The sequence below is a fragment of the Euryhalocaulis caribicus genome (genome assembly GCF_000412185.1).
GTDB classification, from domain to species: Bacteria; Pseudomonadota; Alphaproteobacteria; order Caulobacterales; family Maricaulaceae; genus Euryhalocaulis; species Euryhalocaulis caribicus.
In genome coordinates, this window is the sequence record NZ_ASJA01000022.1 from 1 (window position 1) to 23,145 (window position 23,145).

The 23,145-nt window shown below is 66.1% G+C and carries 18 protein-coding genes; 5 read left to right on the top strand and 13 right to left on the bottom strand.

The window, feature by feature from the left end; translation table 11 throughout:
• Positions 1–741 (top strand): LysR substrate-binding domain-containing protein (locus L338_RS14480; RefSeq protein WP_022699119.1); only part of this gene is annotated, 741 nt, incomplete at its 5' end.
• Here L338_RS14480 and metB read toward each other — a convergent pair.
• From metB to L338_RS18145, 3 genes are all read right to left on the bottom strand, one after another.
• A complete protein-coding gene (metB, locus tag L338_RS14485; protein WP_022699120.1) occupies positions 738–1,904 on the bottom strand; it encodes a cystathionine gamma-synthase in 1,167 nt (388 codons plus the stop codon). The genes L338_RS14480 and metB overlap by 4 nt on opposite strands.
• Complete coding sequence (metX, locus tag L338_RS14490) at positions 1,905–2,864, bottom strand: homoserine O-succinyltransferase MetX (RefSeq protein ID WP_022699121.1); 960 nt, start codon at positions 2,862–2,864, stop codon at positions 1,905–1,907.
• Between the two features lie 211 nt (positions 2,865–3,075).
• Complete coding sequence (locus tag L338_RS18145) at positions 3,076–3,687, bottom strand: TetR/AcrR family transcriptional regulator (protein ID WP_022699122.1); 612 nt, start codon at positions 3,685–3,687, stop codon at positions 3,076–3,078.
• Between the two features lie 118 nt (positions 3,688–3,805).
• Here L338_RS18145 and L338_RS14500 point away from each other — a divergent pair, with 118 nt between their 5' ends.
• Complete coding sequence (locus L338_RS14500; protein WP_081639659.1) at positions 3,806–4,984, top strand: efflux RND transporter periplasmic adaptor subunit; 1,179 nt, start codon at positions 3,806–3,808, stop codon at positions 4,982–4,984.
• 36 nt (positions 4,985–5,020) lie between these two features.
• Positions 5,021–8,239, top strand: coding sequence for an efflux RND transporter permease subunit (locus L338_RS14505; RefSeq protein WP_022699124.1), 3,219 nt, complete (start codon positions 5,021–5,023; stop codon positions 8,237–8,239).
• On the opposite strand, the gene L338_RS14510 is transcribed toward L338_RS14505, so the two are convergent.
• The 10 genes from L338_RS14510 to amt all read right to left on the bottom strand — a co-directional run bounded on the left by L338_RS14510 (position 8,236) and on the right by amt (position 16,985).
• Positions 8,236–8,496: a hypothetical protein gene (locus tag L338_RS14510; protein ID WP_022699125.1), complete on the bottom strand. Its 261-nt coding sequence runs from the start codon at positions 8,494–8,496 to the stop codon at positions 8,236–8,238. The genes L338_RS14505 and L338_RS14510 overlap by 4 nt on opposite strands.
• A 64-nt stretch (positions 8,497–8,560) precedes the next feature.
• Entirely contained in the window at positions 8,561–9,940 is a 1,380-nt protein-coding gene (gene argH / locus L338_RS14515) for an argininosuccinate lyase (RefSeq protein WP_022699126.1), read from the bottom strand.
• Positions 9,941–9,942: 2 nt separating this feature from the next.
• A complete protein-coding gene (locus tag L338_RS14520) occupies positions 9,943–11,142 on the bottom strand; it encodes an argininosuccinate synthase (protein ID WP_022699127.1) in 1,200 nt (399 codons plus the stop codon).
• Between the two features lie 19 nt (positions 11,143–11,161).
• A complete protein-coding gene (gene argR / locus L338_RS14525) occupies positions 11,162–11,644 on the bottom strand; it encodes an arginine repressor (RefSeq protein WP_022699128.1) in 483 nt (160 codons plus the stop codon).
• Positions 11,645–11,648: 4 nt separating this feature from the next.
• The gene (gene argF, locus L338_RS14530; protein ID WP_022699129.1) at positions 11,649–12,542 is read right to left on the bottom strand and encodes an ornithine carbamoyltransferase; all 894 of its coding nucleotides are present in this window, start codon (positions 12,540–12,542) and stop codon (positions 11,649–11,651) included.
• Positions 12,532–13,404 (bottom strand): acetylglutamate kinase, encoded by an 873-nt coding sequence (gene argB / locus L338_RS14535; RefSeq protein ID WP_022699130.1) that lies wholly within the window; start codon positions 13,402–13,404, stop codon positions 12,532–12,534. Before argB ends, argF begins: the two co-directional genes overlap by 11 nt.
• Positions 13,401–14,561 carry a bifunctional glutamate N-acetyltransferase/amino-acid acetyltransferase ArgJ gene (gene argJ, locus L338_RS14540; RefSeq protein ID WP_022699131.1) on the bottom strand — a complete coding sequence of 387 codons (1,161 nt, stop codon included), beginning with the start codon at positions 14,559–14,561 and terminating at the stop codon, positions 13,401–13,403. Before argJ ends, argB begins: the two co-directional genes overlap by 4 nt.
• A complete protein-coding gene (locus tag L338_RS16745) occupies positions 14,558–15,097 on the bottom strand; it encodes an Asd/ArgC dimerization domain-containing protein (RefSeq protein ID WP_051122811.1) in 540 nt (179 codons plus the stop codon). Before L338_RS16745 ends, argJ begins: the two co-directional genes overlap by 4 nt.
• A complete protein-coding gene (locus L338_RS16750; RefSeq protein ID WP_051122812.1) occupies positions 15,088–15,573 on the bottom strand; it encodes a hypothetical protein in 486 nt (161 codons plus the stop codon). Before L338_RS16750 ends, L338_RS16745 begins: the two co-directional genes overlap by 10 nt.
• A gap of 140 nt (positions 15,574–15,713) precedes the next feature.
• The gene (gene amt / locus L338_RS14550) at positions 15,714–16,985 is read right to left on the bottom strand and encodes an ammonium transporter (RefSeq protein ID WP_022699132.1); all 1,272 of its coding nucleotides are present in this window, start codon (positions 16,983–16,985) and stop codon (positions 15,714–15,716) included.
• A 218-nt stretch (positions 16,986–17,203) separates the two neighbouring features.
• Here amt and L338_RS14555 point away from each other — a divergent pair, with 218 nt between their 5' ends.
• Together L338_RS14555 and gltB are read left to right on the top strand one after the other, a co-directional pair.
• Entirely contained in the window at positions 17,204–18,619 is a 1,416-nt protein-coding gene (locus L338_RS14555) for an NAD(P)-dependent oxidoreductase (protein ID WP_022699133.1), read from the top strand.
• On the top strand, positions 18,616–23,142 hold the full coding sequence (gltB, locus tag L338_RS14560) for a glutamate synthase large subunit (protein ID WP_022699134.1): 4,527 nt from the start codon (positions 18,616–18,618) through the stop codon (positions 23,140–23,142). Before L338_RS14555 ends, gltB begins: the two co-directional genes overlap by 4 nt.
• Positions 23,143–23,145: the final 3 nt, after the last annotated feature.

Sequence of the window (23,145 nt, forward strand, 5' to 3'; positions counted from 1 at the left end):
CTGCGCCTGACCGATACCGGCGCGGCGGGTCTGGAGCGCTTGAGCCGGGCGATGGAGCTGATGGGAGAGGCCAGCACGGCCATGCGCTCCCCGCCCTCCGGCGCGGCGCTCAATCTCGCCGCCCCGGCCGATTTCAGCGAACGCTGGCTGGCCGCGCGCCTGCCCCGGTTCCGCAGCCGGCACGGCCCGCTGACCCTCACCCTGACCACGGACAACCCGGCGCAGGCGCTGGAGGACGGGGCCGCTGATATCGCCATTCTCTACGCCGCCGAACCGCCGCCCGGATTCCGCGCACAGCGCCTGATGGGCGAGACGCTGACCCCGCTCGCCAGCAGCGCGGCGGCCGCGGACATCCAGGACGCGGCGGGCCTCGACCGGGCCATCCTGATCCACGACGTTTCCCCGGAGGGCGAACGCAGCCCCGGCTGGCGCGGATGGCTGGCCTCGCGCGGCGCCTATGCCGTGGATTCGCAGAGCGGCGACCGCGTTTCGGGCGCGGGCCCGGCGCTGGCGCTGGCCGCCGCGAACGGCGGCGTGGCGCTGGCCCGCCGCACGCTGGCCGAGGCCGAGATGCGCTCCGGCGCGCTGACGCCGCTCTTCCCGGACGGCGACATGGCCGCGCCCACGGCCTATTTCCTCGTCTCCCGCGCCACGGACCGGCTTTCGGAAACCGCGCGCCGCTTTACAGACTGGCTGCAGGAGGAAGCGGCGCGCTTTTCCGACCTTCAGGACGAACTCTAGGCCGCCTTGCGCTCCACCTGCGCCAGCGCCGCGTGAAGATCGTTCAACAGGTCTTCCGGATGCTCCAGCCCGACCGAAACCCGGACCAGCGTGTCGCCTAGACCGGCCGTCGCGCGCGCTTCGGCGGACATCCCGCCATGCACCATCGCGGCGGGCAGGCAGATCAGGCTCTCGAACCCGCCCAGCGACGGCGCCAGCGTGAACAGCTCCAGCGCCTGAATGAAGGCGCCGACATCCAGATCCGGCGACAGTTCGAAACTCATCAGCGAACCCGGCCCGCTCTGTTGACGTTGCGCGATCTCGTAGCCGGGATGGGTTTCCAGACCCGGATAATGGATGCGGGAAATCCGCGGATCGTCCGACAGCGTGCGGGCGATGGTCTGGGCCGTGGCTTCCTGCCGGTCGATGCGGGCGAACAGCGTGCGCAGGCCGCGCAATGTAAGGAAGCTGTCGAACGGCGCGCCCGTTGCGCCGATATTATTGGCCCACCAGGCCAGGCTTTCGCCCAGCGTCTCATCGGCGGTCAGCACCGCCCCGCCGACCACATCGCTGTGGCCATTGATGAACTTGGTCGTGGAGTGAAACACCACATCGCAGCCAAGGTTCAGCGGTTGCTGGCGCGCCGGCGAGAGGAAGGTGTTGTCGGCGGCGACAATCGCGCCCACCGCTTTCGCTTCCGCGGCGGCCTTCCGGACATCCACCAGACGCAGCAGCGGATTGCTGGGCGTTTCGATGAAGACGATTTTCGGCTTGCGGGCCAGCGCGGCCTGATACGCCTGCTCGTCATTCTGGTCGACAAAGTCGACTTCGAACCAGCCCTGCTCTACCCGCGAGTTCAGCAGGCGGTATGTGCCGCCATAACAGTCATGCGGGGCCAGCACCCGGTCCCCCGGCTCCAGCAGGCAGAGCAGCAGATTGACCGCGGACATGCCCGAAGACGTCACGATACATCGCGCCGCGCCTTCCAGTTCGCACAGCGCCGCCTCCAGATTGTTCCGGCTGGGATTGTTTGTGCGGCTGTAATCCAGCGCCGGTTTCTCATGCGCCGAGGGCCAGGCGTAATTGGCCGACAGGTAGAGCGGCGGCGAGACGGACCGGAATGTAGGGTCCTTGCCGATGCCATGCGCGGCGGCATGCGTGTCGGGTTTCCATTGCGTCGTCATCTAGGCTGTCTCCGTGGTCAGGAAGGTTTCGATACAGAAAGAGATGGCCGCCGCTTCCTTCAGGAAGGCGTCATGGCCGTAGAGCGAGCTGAATTCGTGATAGGCCCCGCGGGGCGTGGCGCGCGCGGCGGCGCGGATCTGTTCCGGGGGCGCCAGCCGGTCCTCGCGCACCGCCACATAGGTGACGGGGCAGACCAGCCCGCAAACCTCCACCCGGTGGGCGTCCAGCGATTGCGACAGGGCCAGAAAGCGTTCCGGCGACACGGTATCCGCATAGGCCGACCCGCGTGCGGCCAGATACGACTCCACGCACTCCGCGCCCTCCCTCCCAAAGCGGGATTCGAACTCGTCCGGCGTGCGGTAGGTCGTCATGGCCAGGCGCCGGGCCAGATCCAGCCCCGCCGCGCCATCGCCCAGCCTCAGGCCCAGCGCCACCGTTTCCCGCTGGATGGAGCGCCAGGCCTTCGCCATGGCCGGCGACCGGTCCGCCGCGCTGATAACCAGCGCGGATTCGATCCGCGCCGGGGCCAGCCCGGCCAGCGCCAGCGCGACCATGCCGCCATAGGATGCGCCGATTACCCGCGCGCGGTCCGCCGCCAGCTCATCCAGCAGCGCCAGAACGGCGCGCGCCTGATCATGTGTTGAAGGAAAGGGCGACACCGCCTCGCCCGGATAATCGAAAGTCAGCAGGCGGACGCGATCCGTATCGACCGCCCGCCCCGGCCCGGCCTGATCCCGCCACCAGCCTTTCGCGCCGTCATGATCCGCGGCGAAGCGATGTGCGGAAATGCCGCCCATCGCGACCACCACGGGCGCCCCGGCGGGACCGCAAACATGACCGGAAATTTCCACCATGCGGCCGCCAAGACGCACGCTGGCGTTCAGGTCTCGCGCCTCAAACGCCGGCTCCCAGACGGGATCGTCCGGAGTCTCGGCTAAACAGTTTTCCTGGAAGGCCATCAGCTTCGCTCTCTAACGCTTCTCGCGGAAGGAGCGCGGACGCCGATGAGCGAAAAATCGGGAAACTTGCAGACGCAGATACGCAAACGGTCTTGTTACCCGTCTCGCTTTAGCCGCACTTATTCCGCGCCCGCAAGCTGAACATCAAATCGGCGCGTATTAAGATATAAAGATATCGTTATATGATGTAAACCGGGTTTTGGACCCCGGCTCAGACGCAGGCCTGCAGCATCACGGCCAGACGCTCTTTCAACCGGGCGCGACCCGCATCGTCCAGACCATATCCGTCCGTCATGGCGCGGCTTACCGACATGCCCAGAATTATGCCGCCGATCAGCCGCGCGCGCACCGCGGCGTCCGGCCCGCCGAGCCATTCGGCGAAAGGTTCGTGGAAACGTTTGGCGATGGAGTTCCTGACCAGTTCCGCAGCGTCCGGCGACGCCGCCGAACGCAGCATGATCAGCACGCCCTCCATTTTCCGGTCATTGCGGGGTTCGTCGATCAGCATGGTCGCGACGCGCTCGCCAAACCCGGCCCGGTCTTCCTGGAACAGCTCTCCCGGATCGCCTGAACTTGTCAGCACTTCGCCGAACAGTTCCGCCTTGGACCCGAAATATCGGCAGACCAGCGCCGCATCCACGCCGGCCGCCCCGGCGATGTCGCGCAAGCCCACATTCTCGTAGGAATCCCGGCTGAACTGCTCGCGGGCGGCGTTCAGGATGGCGTCTCGCGTGGTTCTCGCACAACGGACGCGGGTTTCCGGTTTCTCGTTCACGCCGATGAGGTGGGCGATTGAGAAAGTTTTGTCAACGAGCGTTGACAAAGCACCTGCAACATACAATTTCCCCCTCAGCCGGTTTGGCCGCGCCACTCAATCTGGTTTATTCCAGCATGGGGGCGCGGGTTTATTTTTGCGAGATCCATTTATGTTGCGCCCCCTTATGAAATTTGCCGTACTGGGCCTGTCCGCCGCCTTGCTTGCCGCATGTGGCGACGGCGCTTCCGAAAACGCCCAGCAAGGCCCCGGCGCGCCCGAGGTCAGCACCGCCACGCCGCTGGTGGAGCGCGTTGTTGACTGGGACGCCTATGCCGGCCGCTTTGAATCCCCCGAAAGCGTCAATATCCGCGCCCGCGTGAACGGTTATCTGGAAGAGGTCCATTTCCAGGACGGCCAGCATGTGGAAAAGGGCGATTTGCTGTTCACCATCGATCAGCGCCCTTATCAGGCGGCCGTCGAGTCCGCCCGCGGCGAAGTGAACCGCGCCCGTGCGACGCTGGAACAGGCGCGTCAGGCCCTGACCCGGGCCGATGAGCTGCGCGCCGCCGAAGCGGTGTCCGAACAGGATCTGGAAAACGCCCGCGCCGCCGCGCAACAGGCCGACGCCAATCTCTCCGCCGCGCAGGCCAATCTGCGTTCGCAGCAGCTGAATCTCGATTTCACGAAGATTACCGCGCCGATTTCGGGCCGCATCTCCGACCGCCGAGTCGATCCGGGCAATCTGGTCAGCGCGGGAACCGATACGCTGACCACCATCGTTTCCATCGACCCGATCCATTTCGTGTTCGACGTCTCCGAGTCCGCGCTGCTGAACTACCAGCGGCAGAACCGCTCGGTCGAGGGCGCGGAGGTGGAAATCCGTTTGCAGGGCGACAATGAATTCCGCTGGGAAGGCAATGTCACCTTCGCCGATAACAGCGTCGATTCCTCGACCGGCACGATCCGCCTGAAAGCCGAAATCCCCAATGCCGACGGCTTCCTGCGCCCCGGCCTTTATGGCGATGGCCGCATGCAGGGCACCGCCCCCTATGACGCTATCCTGGTGCCGCAGACCGCCATCCTCTCCGATGCGACGCGGCGGCTGGTCTATGTCGTGGGCGAGGAGAACAAGGTCGAGGCCCGCGCCGTCGAGCTTGGCCCGCTCAGCGGTGATCTTCGCGTGATCAAGTCGGGGCTTTCGGCGAATGATCGCGTGGTCATCAACGGCCTGCAGCGCGCCATGCCCGGCGCGCCGGTGACGCCCACGGACGGCGAGATCAGCCGTACGGCCGAAACCGCCATGCCGGGGGATCCGGCGCAAGGCGGCGGATCGCCGGCCGCGGCCGCCATCCCCGTCGAGTAAGCCTCAAGAATCCTCTCGCCCGCGAAGGGACGCCCCATGGGAATGTCCAAATTCTTTATCGACCGGCCGATTTTCGCGCTGGTGATCTCCGTCTTCATCACGCTGATCGGCATCTTCGCCTATCCGCGCCTTGCGCTGTCGCAATATCCGGAAATCGCGCCGCCGACCGTGGCCGTTCAGGCCGCCTATCCGGGCGCTTCCGCCGAAGACGCGGCCCTGCAGGTGGCCGCCCCTCTGGAGCAGGAAATCAACGGCGTGGAGGGCATGATCTACATGCAGTCCTCTTCCACGTCCGACGGGGCTGTCTCCATCACCGTGACGTTCGAGCCGGGAACCGATCTGGATGCGGCGCAGGTGCTGGTCCAGAACCGCGTGAACCGCGCCGAGCCGCGGCTGCCTGAAATCGTGCGCCAGACCGGCGTCGTGGTGGAGAAACAGTCCACCGGCTTCCTGATGATCGTGGCGCTGGTCTCCGACGATGAGTCTCTGGATACCGACTACATAGGCAACTACGCCAACTCCCAGCTCCGCGACCGTCTGTTGCGGCTGGAAGGCGTGGGTGCCGTTCAGGTTTTCGGCGGCGGCAATTACGCCATGCGCGTCTGGATCGACCCGGAAAAGGCCGCCGCGCGCAATCTGAACGCCTCCGACATCACCAATGCGCTGGCTGCCCAGAACGTACAGGCCGCCGCCGGTTCGGTCGGCGGACCGCCCTTCGATAATGACCCGGCCGCCTTCCAGATCGGCGTGCAGGTCCAGGGCCGCCTCGCCGATCCCGAAGAATTCGCCGATATCGTGATCAAGCGCGGCGATGACGGCCAGATCACCCGTCTGGGCGATGTCGCGCGCGTGGAGCTGGGATCGCAGGATTACGGAGTCCGCGGCTATTTCGACGGGCAGCGCGGCATCGCGCTCGCCATCATCCAGCAGCCGGGCGCGAATGCGCTGGGCACCGCCGACCGCGTGCTGACGGAGATGGAATCGGCCAAGGAGAACTTCCCGCAGGGCATCCGCTACCTGATCCCCTACAACCCGACTGAATTTGTCGCCGCCTCGGTGGAGGCCGTCCAGCATACCCTGCTGGAGGCCGTGGCCATCGTCGCGATCGTGGTTCTGGTTTTCCTCCAGACCTGGCGCGCGGCGATCATTCCACTGGTCGCCATTCCGGTCTCCATCATCGGCGTGTTCGCCGTGCAGCTGGCGCTCGGATTCTCGATCAACTCCCTGTCGCTGTTCGCGCTGGTTCTGGCTGTCGGCATCGTGGTCGACGACGCCATCGTGGTGGTGGAGAATGTCGAGCGGAACATACGCGAGGGCTATAATCCACGAACCGCCGCCAGACGATCCATGGAGGAGGTTTCCGGCGCGCTGATCGCCATCGGGCTGGTGCTGATTTCGGTGTTCGTACCGACCGCCTTCACGCCCGGCATCCCCGGCATCTTCTATCGTCAGTTCGCCGTCGCCATCGCCGCGGCCAGCGTGATTTCGCTGATCGTATCGCTGACGCTTTCGCCGGCGCTGGCCGCCTTCTTCCTGAAGCCCCACAAGAAGAAAGAGGACCGCAATACCGGCCCGGCCTTCCTGAAACCGCTGCGCTATGGCGCGGACAAGTTCAATCAGGGCTTTGACTGGCTGTCCGAAAATTACGGCCGCCTGACCGCGCGGCTGGTCCGCATGACGCTGCTGATGCTGGTCGTCTATGCCGGCCTCCTGGCGCTGACGGGCTGGCGCCTGAACTCCACGCCCACGGGCTTCATCCCGGAACAGGATCAGGGCTTCCTGATCGGCGTGGTTCAGCTGCCGCCCGGCTCATCGCTGGAACGCACCAACGAGATCATGCTCCGCGCCCGGGAAATGGTGATCGAGCAGGAAGGCGTGGACGATGTCGCCGCCTTCGCCGGGCTGGACGGGTCCAGCTTCTCCTTCGCCTCCAACGCCGGCACGATGTTCATTCGCCTGACCGAGCACAGCGAACGCGAAGGCCATGACGGACTCAGCGCCGCAGCGCTGTCCCAGAGTCTCAGCGGCCAGCTCGGCGGCGCGATTTCGGAGAGCAATGTCTTCATCATCGCCCCGCCCGCCGTTCAGGGCCTGGGCAATGGCAGCGGCTTCACCATGATGATCCAGGACACCCAGGATCAGGGCTATCCTGCATTGCAACAGGCCTCCGGCGCCATGATGGGCGCGGCTTCGCAGAACCCGGCGGTGACGCAGGTCTTTAGCCTGTTCAACACCTCCACGCCGCGCGTGCGGGTCAATGTCGACCGCACGCAGGCATTGCGTCAGGGCGTGCAGCCGTCAGAGGTCTACAACACGCTGGGCGTCTATCTCGGCTCCCGCTACATCAATGATTTCAACTTCCTGGGCCGCACCTTCCGCGTGGTGGCGCAGGCCGACGCGCCGTTCCGCGATGATGTCTCGGACATTGCCAGCCTGAAAGTGCGCGCCGCCAATGGCGAAATGGTGCCGCTGGACGCCATCGCGCAAATCGAGAACCGCTCAGGCCCCACCCGGGTCGTGCGCTACAACCTGTTCCCCGCCGTGGAATTGCAGGGACAGGCCGCGCCCGGAGTCTCATCGGGCGAGGCGCTGGCCGCCATGGAGAAAATGGCGGCGGAGGTCCTGCCGCCCGGCTTCACCTATGAATGGACGACGCTGGCCTATCAGCAGAAACAGGCCAGCGGCTCGGCCGCCTTCGTCTTCATGATGGCGGTGGTGTTCGTCTTCCTGGTGCTGGCCGCGAACTATGAGGCCTTCACCCTGCCCATGGCGGTGATCCTGATCGTGCCGATGTGTCTGCTGGCCGCGATGGTGGGCGTCGGGCTGGCCGGGCTGGATAACAATATCCTGGTGCAGGTGGGGCTGGTTGTGCTGATCGCGCTGGCGGCCAAGAACGCCATCCTGATCGTGGAATTCGCCAAACAGGCCGAGGAAGAGCGCGGCCTGACGCCCGCGGAGGCGGCCGTCGATGCGGCGCGCGTGCGCCTGCGGCCGATCCTGATGACATCCTTCGCTTTCATCTTCGGGGTGTTGCCGCTGGCGACCGCCAGCGGACCGGGCGCGGAAATGCGTCAGGCCATCGGCATCGCCGTGTTCTCCGGGATGATTGGCGTGACGGTCTTCGGTCTGCTTTTCACCCCGGTCTTCTATGTCGTCTTCCGCTGGATTTCCGACAGGCTGCCGAAGGGCGTGGACCGGGAGGAGCCAGGCGCCCCGAAAGTCGCGCAGGACAACAAAAAGCAAGGCGGGGCCTAACGGTCCCGCCGCACCCATTTCAAAGCGCCGGCCGCCATGCCCTTGAATTTCGGCTCGCCGTCCAGCTTGCCGACAAACAGGCCTTTGGGCCGGGCATGATGCTTTATCGCGTGATAGAGCTTGGAAAGCGTCTGGTCTGACCGGAACAGATAGACCCCGTCACCCAGCTCAATGGCGTCGTGATATTCGTCCGGGTCCAGCGCTTCTTCCGGCTCATCCAGATACGCCACGAACTGGGGAAGTCTCTCTTCGGCCATGCGACAATCCTGACTGCTTGCTGCAGCCAGCTAAACCCGGAACGCCGCGAAGTGTTTCCAGCGCTCAGTCAGGCAAGGCCGCGCGCTGATCGGCCAGACGCGCCGTCAGCCTTGCGGCCTGCGCCCTGACCGCTTCGGGTCCTGCGCCGCCGCGCGTCGCCCGGCGGGCCAGAGAGGCCGCGCCCGAGGAGGGCGTCACCTCAAGCACGATCCCCAGATCGCTTTCGGCCAGCGCCACCAGCGACTCGCCGCTCTCCATCGCCTTGCGCACCAGCGCGCCGACCTTCTCGTGCGCCTTGCGGAAGGGCGTGCCGTCATTGACCAGAACGTCGGCGATATCGATGGCCAGCAGGTATTCGCTGGACGCCGCCTCGCTCATCCGCTCGCGGTTGAAGGTCAGCGTGTCATAGAGGCCGCCCATCGCCAGAAGACCGCGATTGACCTGATCGAGGGCGTCGAAGACCGGCTCCTTGTCCTCCTGCAGGTCACGGTTATAGGCCAGCGGCAGGCCTTTCAGCGTGGTCAGGAAACCGGCCAGCGCGCCAATGATCCGCCCGGCCTTGCCGCGCGCCAGCTCCGCAATGTCCGGGTTCTTTTTCTGCGGCAGCATGGAGGACCCGGTCGACCATTCGTCATGCAGGCTGACATAGCGGAACCCGTCCGAGGCCCAGAGGATCACCTCCTCCCCCATCTTGGACAGCCGCACCCCGACCATGGCCAGCGCATGCAGCGCATCGGCCACGAAATCCCGGTCCGAAACCGCATCCAGCGAGTTGTCGAACACGCCCGCAAAGCCAAGCTCGCCGCCCGTGAATTCCGGATCCAGCGGCAGCGCCGATCCGCCCAGCGCGCCCGCGCCCAGCGGCGAAACATCGGCGCGGTCCCGCGCTTCCATCAGCCGCTCGAAGTCCCGCGACAGGCCCCAGGCGTGCGCCATCAGGTGATGGGCCAGCGAGACCGTCTGCGCCGCCTGCAAATGCGTCAGACCCGGCAGCGGCGTTTCTTCCTCGCCCTCCGCCCGTGCCAGCAAGACCTCCTGCAGCGCCAGAACCCGCCGCGCCGTCCCGGCCAGTTCCCGCTTCAGGAACAGGCGCAGATCGGTGGCGATCTGGTCATTGCGGCTGCGCCCGGTATGCAGGCGCGCGCCGGCATCCCCGGCGATCTCGGTCACCCGGCGCTCGATGGCGGAATGGATATCCTCATCGCCGCGGTCGAAGTCGAACTGGCCGGCCTTGATCTCGCTCCACGCCTGATCCAGCGCCGCAAGAATGGCGTCAGCATCTTCGCCCGACAGCAATCCGGCCCGCTTCAGACCCTTCACATGCGCGCGAGAGCCGGCGATGTCGTCGCCCGCCAGCCGCCGGTCATAGGACAGGCTTTCGCTGTATTCCCACAGCGCTTCCGCGGGGCCGGAATCGAAGCGGCCGGACCAGAGCGTGCTCATGATTATTTCTCCCGGGACGCCGGTCCCTGTTTCTGCGACCAGACCTGCGCGGAGAGGCCCCACAGCCGCACGAACCCGGCGGAATCCTCGTGCCGGAACAGATCGCCCTCGTCATAGGTCGCCAGCCCGCTGTCATACAGCGACTGATCGGAACGGCGGCCGGTGGAGATCAGGCTGCCCGGCTCCAGCCGCAGCCGCACCTCGCCCGAAACCGTCTTGTCCGCCGTGGCGACAAAGGCGTCCAGCGACTCCCGAAGCGGGGAGAACCACAAGCCGTCATAGATCAGATTGGCATAGCGGTGGGCGACTTCCCGGCGGAACCGCTCCAGATCCCGCTCCAGGCACAGGCTTTCCAGCTCCCGCCGCGCGGCATAAAGCGCCATGGCGCCCGGCGCTTCATAACATTCGCGGGACTTGATGCCGACGCGCCGGTTCTCGACCATGTCGATCCGGCCCCAGCCGTACGGGCCGACCCGCGCATTCAGCGCCAGCACAAGCTCATGCGGGGTCATCGCCTTGCCGTCGATGGAGACCGGAACGCCTTCCTCGAACGCGATGATCAGCTCTTCCCGGCCCTCCGCCGTGCGCTGGGTCATCTCCCAGATATCGTCCGGCGGCGCAGCCCAGGTGTCCTCCATCTCGCCGCACTCGATGGCCCGGCCCCAGAGATTGTCGTCGATGGAATAGGGCCGTTCCCGCGTGGCGGAGACGAGGATTCCGCGCTCCTGCGCATAGACCAGGCAATCGGCCCGGTTCATGCCCCAGTGGCGGACCGGGGCGACAATTTCCAGATCCGGCGCCAGCGCCCGCATCGACACCTCGAACCGCACCTGGTCATTGCCCTTGCCGGTGCAGCCATGGGCCAGCGCGTCCGCCCCGGTTTCGCGGGCGACCTGCACCAGCTTCTGGGCGATCAGGGGCCGCGACAGGGCGGAAATCAGCGGATAGCGATCCTCGTACAGCGCCCCGGCTTTCAGGGCCGGAAAGCAGTAATCACGGGCAAACTCGGCCTTGGCGTCGATCACGCGCAGCTCTGACGCGCCGGCGCGCATGGCGCGCTCCTCCATCTGCTCCCACGGGGCGTCCTGCCCCACATCCACCGCGGCGCAGACGATGTCCGCGTCCTGGTGTTCCTTCAGCCACGGGACCGCGACCGAGGTGTCGAGGCCGCCGGAATAGGCGAGTACGATCTTCGAAGCCATGAGCCTTGTCTTTCCTGTCCTAATCGAGTGCAGCGAGCGATTTCACGCGCGCCAGAAGGTCTTTCACGGGATGGCCGTCGCGGGCGATGACCATGATGGTGTCGTCACCGGCCACCGTGCCGGCGACCGAGTCCCAGCTGACGCGGTCCAGCGCGTCGCCGATCATGTGGGCTGACCCCGGCGGGGTGCGGATGACCACCAGATGCCCCGCCGATTCCGCGGCCAGTATCCATTCGGAAAACAGCTCCTGAAGCCGCTCTTCCGTCAGGTCCGGCGCGCCGCCGACATCCTCGGTCAGGGCGTATCCCTGCCGTCCGCCGATCCGCACCTTGATGGCGCCGATGGCGTCCAGATCCCGGGAAACCGTGGCCTGCGTCACCGCGATTCCGCGATCGGCCAGATGGTTCACGATGGCTTCCTGGCTGACCGCGTCGCCATTCCGGATGAAGTCGCCCACGATCCTTCGTCGCCGCGCCGCGCCGATTTTCTGTTCACCCGCCATAATCTCAAAGCGCTCCCAGGAAGATCCAGCTCAAGGCTCCGCGGGCGGTATGCATCCGGTTCTCCGCCTGTTTCCAGACCAGAGACGCCGGGCCGTCGATCACCTCTGACGTCACTTCCGCCCCGCGATAGGCCGGCAGGCAGTGCAGGAAGCTCGCATCCGGCGCAAGGCCCATCAGGTCCGCATTGACCTGATAGGGCGCGAACATTGCCGCCCGCGCGCCTTCCGGGTCGCTGTCGCCCATGGAGGTCCAGACATCGGTATAGACGAATTGCGCGTCCTTCACCGCCGCTTCCGCGTCTGCGGTCTGGGATATTTCCCCGCCCAGCGCGTTCAGCCGGTCCAGCTCGCCCGCCGCCATATGCACCGATTCCGGGGCTGCGACGGTCATGCGCATATCCAGCATGGCAGCCGCCTCGGCCAGCGAGCGGGAGACGTTATTCACGTCGCCGACATAGGCGATTTTCGCGCCTTTCAGGTCCCCGATGGCCTGCCGCATGGTCAGGATATCGGCCAGCGCCTGCAGGGGGTGGGAATCCTGCGACAGCATATTGATGACCGGCGCATCCACCGCCTCCGCCATGGATTCCAGCAGCTCGTGCTCGAACACCCGGGCGGCGATGCAGGCGTGGTAACAGGCCAGCGTCCGCGCCGCGTCTTCCGGCGTTTCGCGCTTGCCGAGGCCCACATCCTCGTCCCGGATCGTCACCGGGTGGCCGCCCAGCTGAACCACCGCCATTTCCATGGAATTGCGGGTCCGGGCGCTGGGCTTCTGGAAGACCAGGGCCACCCCCTGCCCCTCCAGAACGCGCGGCGGATTGGCCTCTTCGGAGAGGTCCAGAATCCGGGTCAGCGCCTCGTGGCTGAGGTCGGAAATCTGCAGAAGATCAGGCTTCATCGATCACATACTCCCCGGCCACCATGGTGCCGACGCCCTTGTCGGTCAGAAGTTCGATCAGCAGGGCGTGCGGAATACGCCCGTCAATAATATGCGCCCGCGGCACCCCGCCGGAGACCGCCGCCAGACAGGCTTCCAGCTTGGGGCGCATCCCGCCCAATGCCTGATCGCTGTCCAGAACGCCCTGAAGCTCGCCCAGCGACAGTTCGCTGACCGTGCTTTCGGGGTCCTCCAGATCGGCCAGAAGGCCGGGCGTGGAGGTCAGGAAAATCGCCTTCTTCGCGCCCAGCTTGGCGGCCAGCGCCGCCGCGCCGGCGTCGGCGTTGATGTTGTAGGCCTCCCCCGTCAGGTCGCGGCCGATCACGGTGACCACCGGGATCATGCGCTGGCTGGTGAGGAGCTGGATCAGGTCCGGCCGCACCCGCGCAACCGAGCCGACAAGACCCAGATCCGCATCGCCCGGCGCGGCGGTGATCAAGCCGCCATCCTCGCCCGACAGGCCCACGGCCACCGGCGCGCGGCGATTGATCGCGGCCACGATGTCCTTGTTTATATTGCCCAAAACCATGCGCGCGGCGGACAGCGTATCCGCATCGGTGACGCGCAGCCCATCCTTGAATTCCGGCTTCAGGCCCAGCTTTTCGCCAAACGCGCTGATCTGCGGACCGCCGCCATGCACGATGACCGGGCGCATCCCGATGGAGCGCAGCAGCATCACGTCCGCGGCGAAATGGGCGAACAGGGTCTCGTCCTCCATCGCCGCGCCGCCCAGCTTGATGACGATCAGCGACTGATCGAAACGCCGGATATAGGGCAGCGCCTCGATCAGGACTTTTGCGGTGTTTTCGGCGGACTGGCTCATGACGTTTGCGCGTTTTCTTTCAGGTATCCCGGCCCCAGATCGACCGTGACGATCCGCCCTGCGCCGGCGCCCAGCGCCAGGTCCAGCAGGATTTCGATCTCCTCGCCCGCCATATGCTTCGCGACAGCCTTGGAATCGTGATCGATTTCCACGCCGGCGGCGGCGATTTCGACGCCGCCATAGCTGAGACGCGCCTTGTCGGGGTCGAATTGCGCCTCACCGGCCCCGGCTTCGCAGAGAATCCGGCCCCAATAGGGGTCGCTTCCGTGCCAGGAACACTTGATAAGCTGGTTCTCCGCGATGGAGCGGGCGACCTGCCGGGCCTCTGAATCGCTGGCCGCGCCGGTGACATTGACCCGCACGATCTTGGTCCGGCCCTCCGCGTCCCGGGCCATTTGCAGCGCCAGATCTTCGCACACCGCGCGGATTCCGGCCTCAAGATCAGCCTCCGACGGGGCTTCCCGCCGTCCCGACGCCATCAGGATGACCGTGTCATTGGTCGACATTGCGCCGTCCACGGTCAGCGTGTTGAAGGTGTCATCCACCGCAGCGCGCAGAACCCGGCTCAAAACCTCCGGCGAGACGTCCGCATCGGTGGTGATGAAGGCCAGCATGGTGGCCATATCCGGCCGCAACATGCCCGAACCCTTGGCGATTGCGCCGACAGAGAAGCCCTCGCCGTCGAATTTCGCCTGCTTGGTGACCGTATCGGTGGTCAGGATGGCCTTCGCCGCGGCGGCATTGGCGGCTTTTCCGCTCTCCGGCGCCAGCTTTCCGACGCCCGAAAGGATCGCGTCGATAGGCAAAGTCTTGCCGATAACGCCGGTGGAACAGACCAGCATTTCCTCCGGCGTGCAGCCCAGCGCCGCCGCGGCGGCCTTGGACATGGCCCTGGCGTCGCGGATTCCGGGTTCGCCCGTGCCCGCATTGGCGTTTCCGGAGTTCACGATGACGCCCGCGGCGAGGCCATTGGAGGCCTGAAGATGGTCGCGGCTGACCTGAACGGGGGCCGCGGCAAAGCGGTTTTTGGTGAAAACCGCCGCCGTGGGGACGGGTTTTCCGTCCTCCGTTGCGATAATGGCGAGGTCAGGACGCTTGCGTTTTACCCCGCAATGCAGCCCCGCCGCCATGAATCCCTGGGCGTAAGTCACGCTCATGGGGTTACTCCCGTCATTTCAAGACCGGCCGTTTCATCAAGGCCGAACATCAGATTTGCGCATTGAATCGCCTGACCCGCGGCCCCTTTCACGAGGTTGTCGAGGGCGGCAATGGCCAGAACGCTGCCCGTCCGGGCGTCGTAACGCGCTGTCAGGTGCGCGCGGTTGGTCCCCAACGTCCATTTCGTGGCCGGAGACCGCTCCGAAACCGTAACGAAGGGCGCGCCCGAATAGGCCGCTTCGAGGCATTCCAGCGCATCCGTTGCGGCCGCTTTTGATGTTGCGGGGGCCGTCGCGACACTCAGAATTCCCCGGCTCATGGGCGCGAGTGAGGGCGTAAACAGCACTTGCGCGTCCAGCAGCGCCTCGATTTCGCCCGTGTGGCGGTGGTTTACGAGGCCATAGGCGCGCATGGAGCCGTCGATTTCGCAGAACATATTGGCCGCATTGGCCGCCCGGCCCGCCCCGGATACGCCCGAAGCGGCGTTCACCACGATACGGTTTGCGTCCACCAGACCGGCCTGAATCAGCGGCATGAGCGACAGGATCGCGGCCGTCGGATAGCAGCCGGGCGCGGCGACAAGGTCCGATTTCGCAATGATTTCAGCGTTTTTTCCGGCAGTCCGTAAACAAACCGGCTCAGGAAGGCCGGCGCGTCATGGGGTTTTCCATACCAGTTTTCGTAGGTTCCAGCGTCGGAAAAGCGGAAATCGGCGCCGAGATCGACGATTTTCACGCCTTTTTGCGCCAGTTCCGGCGCGATTTTCTGCGATTCACCGTGCGGAAGCGCCAGAAAAACCAGCTCCGCGCCCTTCAGATCGCCTTCGAATGACTCCAGGGCGGCCCCGTTATCAGCCCCGTCGAATTGCGGGCTGTCTTCGGCCAGCGCCACCCCGGCGCGGCTGTGAGCGAACAGCGCGCAGGGCCTGATGGACGGATGCCCGCCCAGAAGCCGCAAAAGCTCCGCCCCGGCATAGCCCGAGGCCCCGAATATCGCCGCCGCAATCGTCATAGCGGCGGCTTATGCATGTTTATGTATATTTATGCAATATGATGAATGCAGGAATTTTCATGCCCGTGCAGCGCGCGCAAAAAAGCGGCGCCCGGAATATCTCCGGATGCCGCCATTTCTGTTGGAAAAGGCATTGAAAATCAGCCGCGCGCCAGGAAATCAGGATAGGCCTCTATCCCGAGCTCCGTCTGGTCGAGGCCGGTCTGTTCGTCTTCCGCGCTGACACGAAGGCCGACCGTGCGGTCAATGGCGAACCAGACGCCCAGAGTCGACGCAATGACAAACGCGCCAATCGAGACGACGCCCAGAAGCTGGCTGCCGAGCAGCGTGAAGAAGCCGGTTTCCGCGCTCATCCCCGTCCAGGCGACGACCAGCGTGCCCCAGATCCCGCAGACCAGATGCGCCGGTATGGCGCCGACCACATCGTCAATCTTCAGCCTGTCCAGCAGCGGCACCGCATAGACCACCAGAACACCGCCCACCCCGCCGACAATCATCGATTGCCACAGCGCCGGAGCCAAAGGCTCGGCAGTGATGGAGACCAGACCGCCGATCGCGCCGTTCAGCGCCAGCGTCAGATCGACCTTGCCATAGTGAAGCTGGCTGATCGCCATGGCGGTGAGAACGCCCGCGCAGGCGGCGATATTCGTATTGGCGAAAATCCTGGCGACCGCATTGGCGTCGGAGATCGTGCCGGCGGCCAGTTGCGAACCGCCATTGAAGCCGAACCAGCCCAGCCAGAGGATGAAAACGCCCAGCGTCGCGAAGGGCAGGTTGGAGCCGGGGAAAGGCCGCACGCGGCCGTCATCCAGATATTTTCCGAGGCGCGGACCCAGAATGATCGCGCCGGTCAGCGCCGACCAGCCGCCCACCGAATGGACCAGCGTGGAGCCGGCGAAATCCTGGAACCCGCGAACGGCCAGCCAGCCCTCGCCCCATTTCCACGCGCCGGTAATCGGATAGATGATGGCGGTGAGAATCAGGACGAAGAACAGGAAGGGCCAGAGCTTGATCCGCTCGGCCAGCGTGCCGGACACCACAGAGGCGGCGGTGGCGACGAACACGGTCTGGAATATCCAGTCGGCGGAGGCGGCCATGTCGCCATTGGCCTCATCCATCGGCCCCGGCGACCAGACGCCGAGCGTGCCGATAAAACCGCCATCGACGCCGTCATACATCAGGCGGTAGCCGACGAGATAATAGGCGATACACGCCAGAGAGAAGAGCGAGATATTCTTCAGGCAGATCGCCGCGACGTTCTTCTGGCGGACCAATCCGCCCTCAAGGCAGCAAAATCCCGCCGCCATGAACATCACGACCATGGCGCTGACCAGCAGCAGCATCGTGTTGTCGACATAGGGCTGAACCGCCCCGGCCGCCGGCGCCGCCGCGCCCATCATAATTTCAAACATGCCCCGTCCCGTCTTCTTGCGAGTCTCTTCCCGCCGGGGATCGTAAGGGCAATTCTTGTTGCAGCGCAATGTGCGGTTTCGAAATCCTGTTGCGTAAGACCGGCACAGATTGCCGCACCTGAACAAGATTTTTCGCTGTTTTCCACAAACGCAAAACAGACCTGATTTGTGCACCTGCGAAATTCTGTTAAGGTTTCGATCCAGGCGGAAGGAGAGCGATGGGGTCGCGGCTGCTGAAATTCTCGGAAATCGATTACGGGCCGCCCGATGTGCGGGACGCAAGCTCGCGCACATCCGATTTCGGGGAAATCCACCAGGACTTCATTATCGAAAAGGCCGCCGAACAGGCCTCTCGCTGCTCGCAATGCGGGATTCCGTTCTGTCAGGCGCACTGCCCGCTGGGCAATCACATCCCGGACTGGCTGCAACTGGCCGCCGAGGGGCGGACGCAGGAAGCCTATGAGGTTTCGGTCTCCACCAACCCGATGCCGGAAGTGTGCGGCCGGGTCTGCCCGCAGGACCGGTTGTGCGAAGGCAATTGCGTGGTCGAGAAGGCCGGGTTCGGCACCGTGACAATTGGCGCGGTGGAACGCTGGCTGACCGATACCGCGGTCCGCGAGGGCTGGGTCGAACCGGTCCGTCCCGCCGCCGAGCGCGGCCAGTCTGTCGGGATTGTCGGGGCCGGGCCGGCGGGCATGGCGGCGGCGGAGAAGCTGCGCCGGCAGGGATACGCGGTCACCGTCTATGACCGGTATGACCGCGCCGGGGGCCTGATGATCTATGGCATTCCGAACTTCAAGCTGGACAAGGCGATTCCCGAACGCCGCGCCCGCGCCCTGGCCGAAGGCGGCGTGACATTCCGCTATAACTGGTCGCTGGGGCGAGACGGCGCGCTGGCCGATCTGCGCGAAGAACACGACGCTGTTCTGCTGGCCTTCGGGGCCTATGCCGCGCGGCGTCTGGACACGCCGGGATGCGAGGAATCCGCCACGATCCCGGCGCTTGAATATCTCACCGCATCCAATCGCAAGGGGTTGGGGGACGCGGTTCCGGATTTCGAATCCGGGGCGCTGGACGCGCGCGGCAAGCGCGTGGTCGTGGTGGGCGGCGGAGACACGGCGATGGATTGCGTCCGCACCGCCGTGCGTCAGGGCGCGGAGAGCGTGACGTGTCTGTACCGGCGCGACCGGGAGAATATGCCCGGATCGGCGCGCGAGGTCGGATACGCCGAAGGCGAAGGGGTAGTCTTCGAGTGGCTCTCCGCCCCGGCCCGTCTGAACGGCTGCGAGATCAGCGTGCAGCCGATGGCATTGGGCGAAGCGGAAGGCGGACGACGACGCCCTGTGCCGAGCGGCGATCCCGAACGCGTGATGAACGCCGACATGGTAATCGAGGCGCTGGGCTTTTCGCCGGAAGACGCGGGCGCGCTGGGCGGCGAAGAGACGCTGCGCATCAATGCGCGCGGCTGCGTGCACGCCGATCCGAAAACGCTGGAAACCACCGTTCCGGGCGTGTTCGCCGCGGGCGATCTGGTGCGCGGGCCGTCCCTGGTGGTGTGGGCGCTGAAGGACGCGCTGACCGCCAGCGAATCGATTGCTCGGCATCTGGAAGACATGATCGAGGTCGCCGCGTGAGCGGCGGCCCCGCCGCCGATTTTCACGCCCGGTCGCTTCTGAAACAAGACCTGGCGTCGCGGGGACTCTATGACCCGGCGGACGAGCATGACGCCTGTGGCGTCGGCCTGATCACCGCTACCGACCGCACGCCGCGGCGAGAGATTGTCGATCTTGCCATTCACGGCCTGAAAGCGGTCGCCCATCGCGGCGCCGTGGCCGCGGACGAGGAGTCGGGCGACGGCGCCGGGATCCGCATCGCCATCGACCAGGACATCTTCCGCCGCAACGCCGCCCGCACCGGCCATGACGCGGACGGCGCGGAGGTGGGCGTGGGGATGATCTTCCTGCCGCGCCGCAATCTGGAATCGCAGGAAGCGGCGCGGACCATCGTGGAATCGGAAATGGTGCGCGCCGGGTTCTTCCTGTTCGGCTGGCGCGCCGTGCCGGTGGATATCTCCATTCTGGGCGAGCACGCCGAGGCGGTGCGCCCGAATATCGAGCAGATCCTGTTTCACGACCCGGCCGGGCGCGACGGACGCAGCGTGGAGCGCGAACTGTACCTGGTCCGGCGGCGGATCGAGCGGCGGGCGCTGAACGCCAATATCCCGGAGCTTTATGTCTGCTCCCTGTCGCGGCGGGACGTGATCTATAAGGGGATGTTCCGGTCCGAACGGATCGCGGAATTCTATCTGGATTTGCAGGACGAGGACTGGAAGTCCGACTTCGCCATTCTGCACCAGCGTTTCTCGACCAATACCTTCCCGGAATGGAAGCTGGCCCAGCCCTTCCGCATGCTGGCCCATAATGGCGAGATCAATACGCTGAAGGCCAACGTCAACTGGATGCGCAGCCACGAGATCCGCATGGCGAGCCGGGCCTTCGGCGCATCCTGCGAAGACGTGAAGCCGGTGATCCAGCCCGGAAGCTCCGACTCCGCCTCCCTCGACCAGGCGTTCGAGCTGGTGGTGCGCGCCGGGCGGACCGCGCCGATGGCCAAGGCCCTGCTGATCCCCGAGGCCTGGTCCAAGCGGGCCGGGCTGATGCCGGAGGATACGCGCGCGCTCTACGCCTATTGCAACGCGGTGATGGAGCCGTGGGACGGGCCGGCGGCGATTGCCGCCTGTGACGGGCGCTGGGCGGTGGCGGGGCTGGACCGCAACGGGCTGCGCCCGTTGCGCTGGGCCGCCACGCATGACGGGCTGGTTCTGGCCGGGTCCGAGGCCGGGATGTTCGGGCTGGAGGAATCGCGGATCGCCGAGCGCGGTGCGCTGGGGCCGGGCCGAGCGATTTCGGTGAACCTGGAGAACGGGCGCTTCTATCGCGAGAATGAGACGGACGCGCGGCTGGCGCGGGCCTGGCCGTTCCGTGACTGGCTGAAGAATGTCGCGGAGCTGGACCCGAAGATCGGCCCCGGATCCGAGCCGCGCCTGTATGGCGAGACGGAACTGCACCGCCGCCAGCGCGCCGCGGGCGTCAGCCGGGAGGATCTGGAAAAGGTCCTGCAGCCGATGATCGAGACGGGGAAGGAGGCCATCGGCTCCATGGGCGATGACAGCCCGCTGGCCGTGCTCTCCGACCGGCCGCGGCCGTTATCGCATTTCTTCCGGCAGAATTTCAGCCAGGTCACCAATCCGCCGATTGATTATCTGCGCGAAGACCGGGTGATGAGCCTGAAAACCCGGTTCAAGAATCTCGGCAATATCCTGGCCGAGGATTCCACCCAGACAGACGTCTACACGCTGGAAAGCCCGGTCCTGACCAACGGCATGTATGAGCGGATGCGCCGCCTGCTGGGCGACGCGGCGGTGGAGATCGACTGCACGTTCGGCGCGGAGCCGGGCGAGGCGACCGGCCTGCGCCTGAAGGGCGCGCTGGACCGCATCCGCGAGGCGGCCGAACGCGCGGTGCGCGAAGGCGCCGAACACATCTTCCTGACCGATGAATTCCAGGGACCGGGGCAGGCCGCCATCCCCAGCGCGCTGGCGGTCAGCGCGGTGCACACTCACCTGACCGCGTCGGGGATGCGGACCTATTGTTCACTCAATGTGCGCTCGGCGGAGGTGCTGGACCCGCATTCGCTGGCCGTGCTGATCGGCGCCGGCGCGACGACCGTCAGCCCCTATCTGGCGTTCGAGGCGCTGGCCGACCGGCAGGCCGCCGGAAAGCTGGGCGACATGACCTTGTCGGCGGCGGTGCTGAACTACAAGGCGGCGCTGGAAGGCGGCATCATGAAAGTGATGGCGCGGATGGGGGTATCAATCGTTTCCTCCTATCGCGGCGGCCTGCTGTTCGAGGCGATCGGCCTGTCGCGGGCGCTGGTGGACGAGTTCTTCCCCGGCGTGCCGAGCCGGATTTCGGGCATCGGCCTGAAAGGCCTGGAGCGGCGGCAGACCGTCGCCAACCGGGAGGGGTGGATCGCGCCGCCCGCCCCGCCGCGCGCCGGCGGCTTCTATGCCGTGCGATCCGGCGAGGAGCGCCACGCGCTGAGCGCGGAGATCGTCAGCGCGCTGCAGACCGCGGTGCGGAACAATGACGCCGAGGCGTTCCGGCGATACGAGGATATTCTGGCCGGCGGCGAGCCGGTGCAGCTTCGCGACCTGCTGAAATTCCAGAAGCTGGGCGAGCCTGTGCCGCTGGACGAGGTCGAGCCGGCGGAGGACATCGTCAAACGCTTCCTGACGCCGGGCATGTCGCTGGGCGCGCTTTCGCCCGAGGCGCACGGCGCGCTGAACATCGCCATGAACCGGCTGGGCGCGCGGTCTGTCTCCGGCGAGGGCGGCGAGGACCGGGCGCGCTATACGCTGCACGAGAACGGCGCCAACGAGAATTCGGCGATCAAGCAGATCGCGTCCGGCCGGTTCGGGGTGACGGCGGAATATCTGAACCAGTGCGGCGAGATCGAAATCAAGGTCGCCCAGGGTGCCAAGCCCGGCGAGGGCGGCCAGCTGCCCGGCTTCAAGGTGAACGCCTATATCGCCAGTCTGCGCCACGCCGTGCCGGGCACCACGCTGATCAGCCCGCCGCCGCACCACGATGTCTATTCCATCGAGGACCTGGCGCAGCTCATCTATGACCTGAAACAGATCAACCCGGACGCGCGCGTGACCGTGAAACTGGTCAGCCGGGCCGGGGTGGGCACGATTGCCGCGGGCGTCGCCAAGGCCAAGGCGGACACGATCCTGATTTCCGGCAATGTCGGCGGCACCGGGGCCTCCCCCCTCACCTCCATCAAGTTCGCCGGCGCGCCGTGGGAGCTGGGGCTGGCCGAGGCGCACCAGATGCTGACCATGAACGGGCTGCGCGGGCGGGTTCGCCTGCGCACCGATGGCGGCCTGCGCACCGGGCGCGACATCATCATGGGCGCGCTGATGGGGGCGGAGGAGTTTGGCGTCGGCACGGTTTCGCTGCTGGCGCTGGGCTGTCTGATGGTGCGCCAGTGCCATTCCAATACCTGTCCGGTGGGCGTGTGCACGCAGGACGAGACGCTGCGAAAGCATTTCGGCGGCGCGCCGGACCATGTTGTCAATCTGATGCTGTTCCTGGCGCAGAGCGTGCGCGAGCAGCTGGCCGAGATGGGCGCGCGGTCCCTGAGCGAGATTATCGGGCGCGCGGACCTGCTGGACCAGGCGGCGCGCGGGGCGGAGGATCTGGACGATCTGGACCTTGGCGCGATCCTGCACGGCGTGGGCATCGCCGGGTCCAATCCCGCGCCCGGAAAGCCGAATCCGGTGGACCCGACGCTGGACGCCGATCTGATGGACGAGGCCGCGCCGCTGTTCGAGACCGGCAAGCCGGTGCGGATCGAGCGCCGCGTCAGCACGGGGCACCGCACGGTCGGGGCGCCGCTATCATCGCGCATCGTGCGCCAGTTCGGACCCGAAGGGCTGGACGACAATGCGCTGACCCTCACCCTGACCGGGGCGGCCGGGCAATCGCTGGGCGCGTTCGGGGCGAAGGGGCTGACCCTCGACCTGACGGGCGAGGCGAACGACTATGTCGGCAAGGGACTGTCGGGCGCGCATATCCATATCCGCCCGGCCTATGCGCCGCCGGAAAAGGGCTCGCCCGCGCTGATGGGCAATGCCTGTCTTTATGGCGCGACGTCCGGCCGGCTGTTCGCCGCAGGGGCGGCGGGGCCGCGCTTTGCCGTGCGTAATTCCGGGGCGACCACGGTGGTCGAGGGCTGCGGCGCGCATGGCTGCGAATACATGACCGGCGGGGAAGCGGTGATCCTGGGCACGGTGGGGGACAATTTCGCCGCTGGCATGACCGGCGGACGCGCCTTCGTCTATGACCCGGCGCGGCGGCTGGAGGGCCTGCTGAACCCCGACACCGCGGCGATCAGCGAACCGGACGAGACGGCGCTCGCCGATTGCCGGGCGCTGGTCGAGCAGCATCTTGCCATCACGGGCTCGCCCCGCGCGCAGGCCTTGCTGGACGACTGGATCGAGGAATCCCGCAATATCCGCTTTGTCGCGCCGCGCGAGACCGAAGGCGCGAAAGCCGCCCGCCTGACGGCGGAAGCCGGCGGCAAGCGCTGATCG

Bases quoted from the DNA above. Each gene is read 5' to 3' on its own strand.
- metB (WP_022699120.1), bottom strand. From the start codon at position 1,904: ATGACGACGCAATGGAAACCCGACACGCATGCCGCCGCGCATGGCATC.
- amt (WP_022699132.1), bottom strand. From the start codon at position 16,985: ATGTTTGAAATTATGATGGGCGCGGCGGCGCCGGCGGCCGGGGCGGTT.
- metX (WP_022699121.1), bottom strand. From the start codon at position 2,864: ATGGCCTTCCAGGAAAACTGTTTAGCCGAGACTCCGGACGATCCCGTC.
- argR (WP_022699128.1), bottom strand. From the start codon at position 11,644: ATGGCGGGTGAACAGAAAATCGGCGCGGCGCGGCGACGAAGGATCGTG.
- L338_RS16750 (WP_051122812.1), bottom strand. From the start codon at position 15,573: ATGACGATTGCGGCGGCGATATTCGGGGCCTCGGGCTATGCCGGGGCG.
- L338_RS14500 (WP_081639659.1), top strand. From the start codon at position 3,806: ATGAAATTTGCCGTACTGGGCCTGTCCGCCGCCTTGCTTGCCGCATGT.
- argF (WP_022699129.1), bottom strand. From the start codon at position 12,542: ATGAAGCCTGATCTTCTGCAGATTTCCGACCTCAGCCACGAGGCGCTG.
- argB (WP_022699130.1), bottom strand. From the start codon at position 13,404: ATGAGCCAGTCCGCCGAAAACACCGCAAAAGTCCTGATCGAGGCGCTG.
- L338_RS14510 (WP_022699125.1), bottom strand. From the start codon at position 8,496: ATGGCCGAAGAGAGACTTCCCCAGTTCGTGGCGTATCTGGATGAGCCG.
- L338_RS14555 (WP_022699133.1), top strand. From the start codon at position 17,204: ATGGGGTCGCGGCTGCTGAAATTCTCGGAAATCGATTACGGGCCGCCC.
- L338_RS14505 (WP_022699124.1), top strand. From the start codon at position 5,021: ATGGGAATGTCCAAATTCTTTATCGACCGGCCGATTTTCGCGCTGGTG.
- argH (WP_022699126.1), bottom strand. From the start codon at position 9,940: ATGAGCACGCTCTGGTCCGGCCGCTTCGATTCCGGCCCCGCGGAAGCG.
- L338_RS14520 (WP_022699127.1), bottom strand. From the start codon at position 11,142: ATGGCTTCGAAGATCGTACTCGCCTATTCCGGCGGCCTCGACACCTCG.
- argJ (WP_022699131.1), bottom strand. From the start codon at position 14,561: ATGAGCGTGACTTACGCCCAGGGATTCATGGCGGCGGGGCTGCATTGC.
- L338_RS16745 (WP_051122811.1), bottom strand. From the start codon at position 15,097: ATGCCGCTGATTCAGGCCGGTCTGGTGGACGCAAACCGTATCGTGGTG.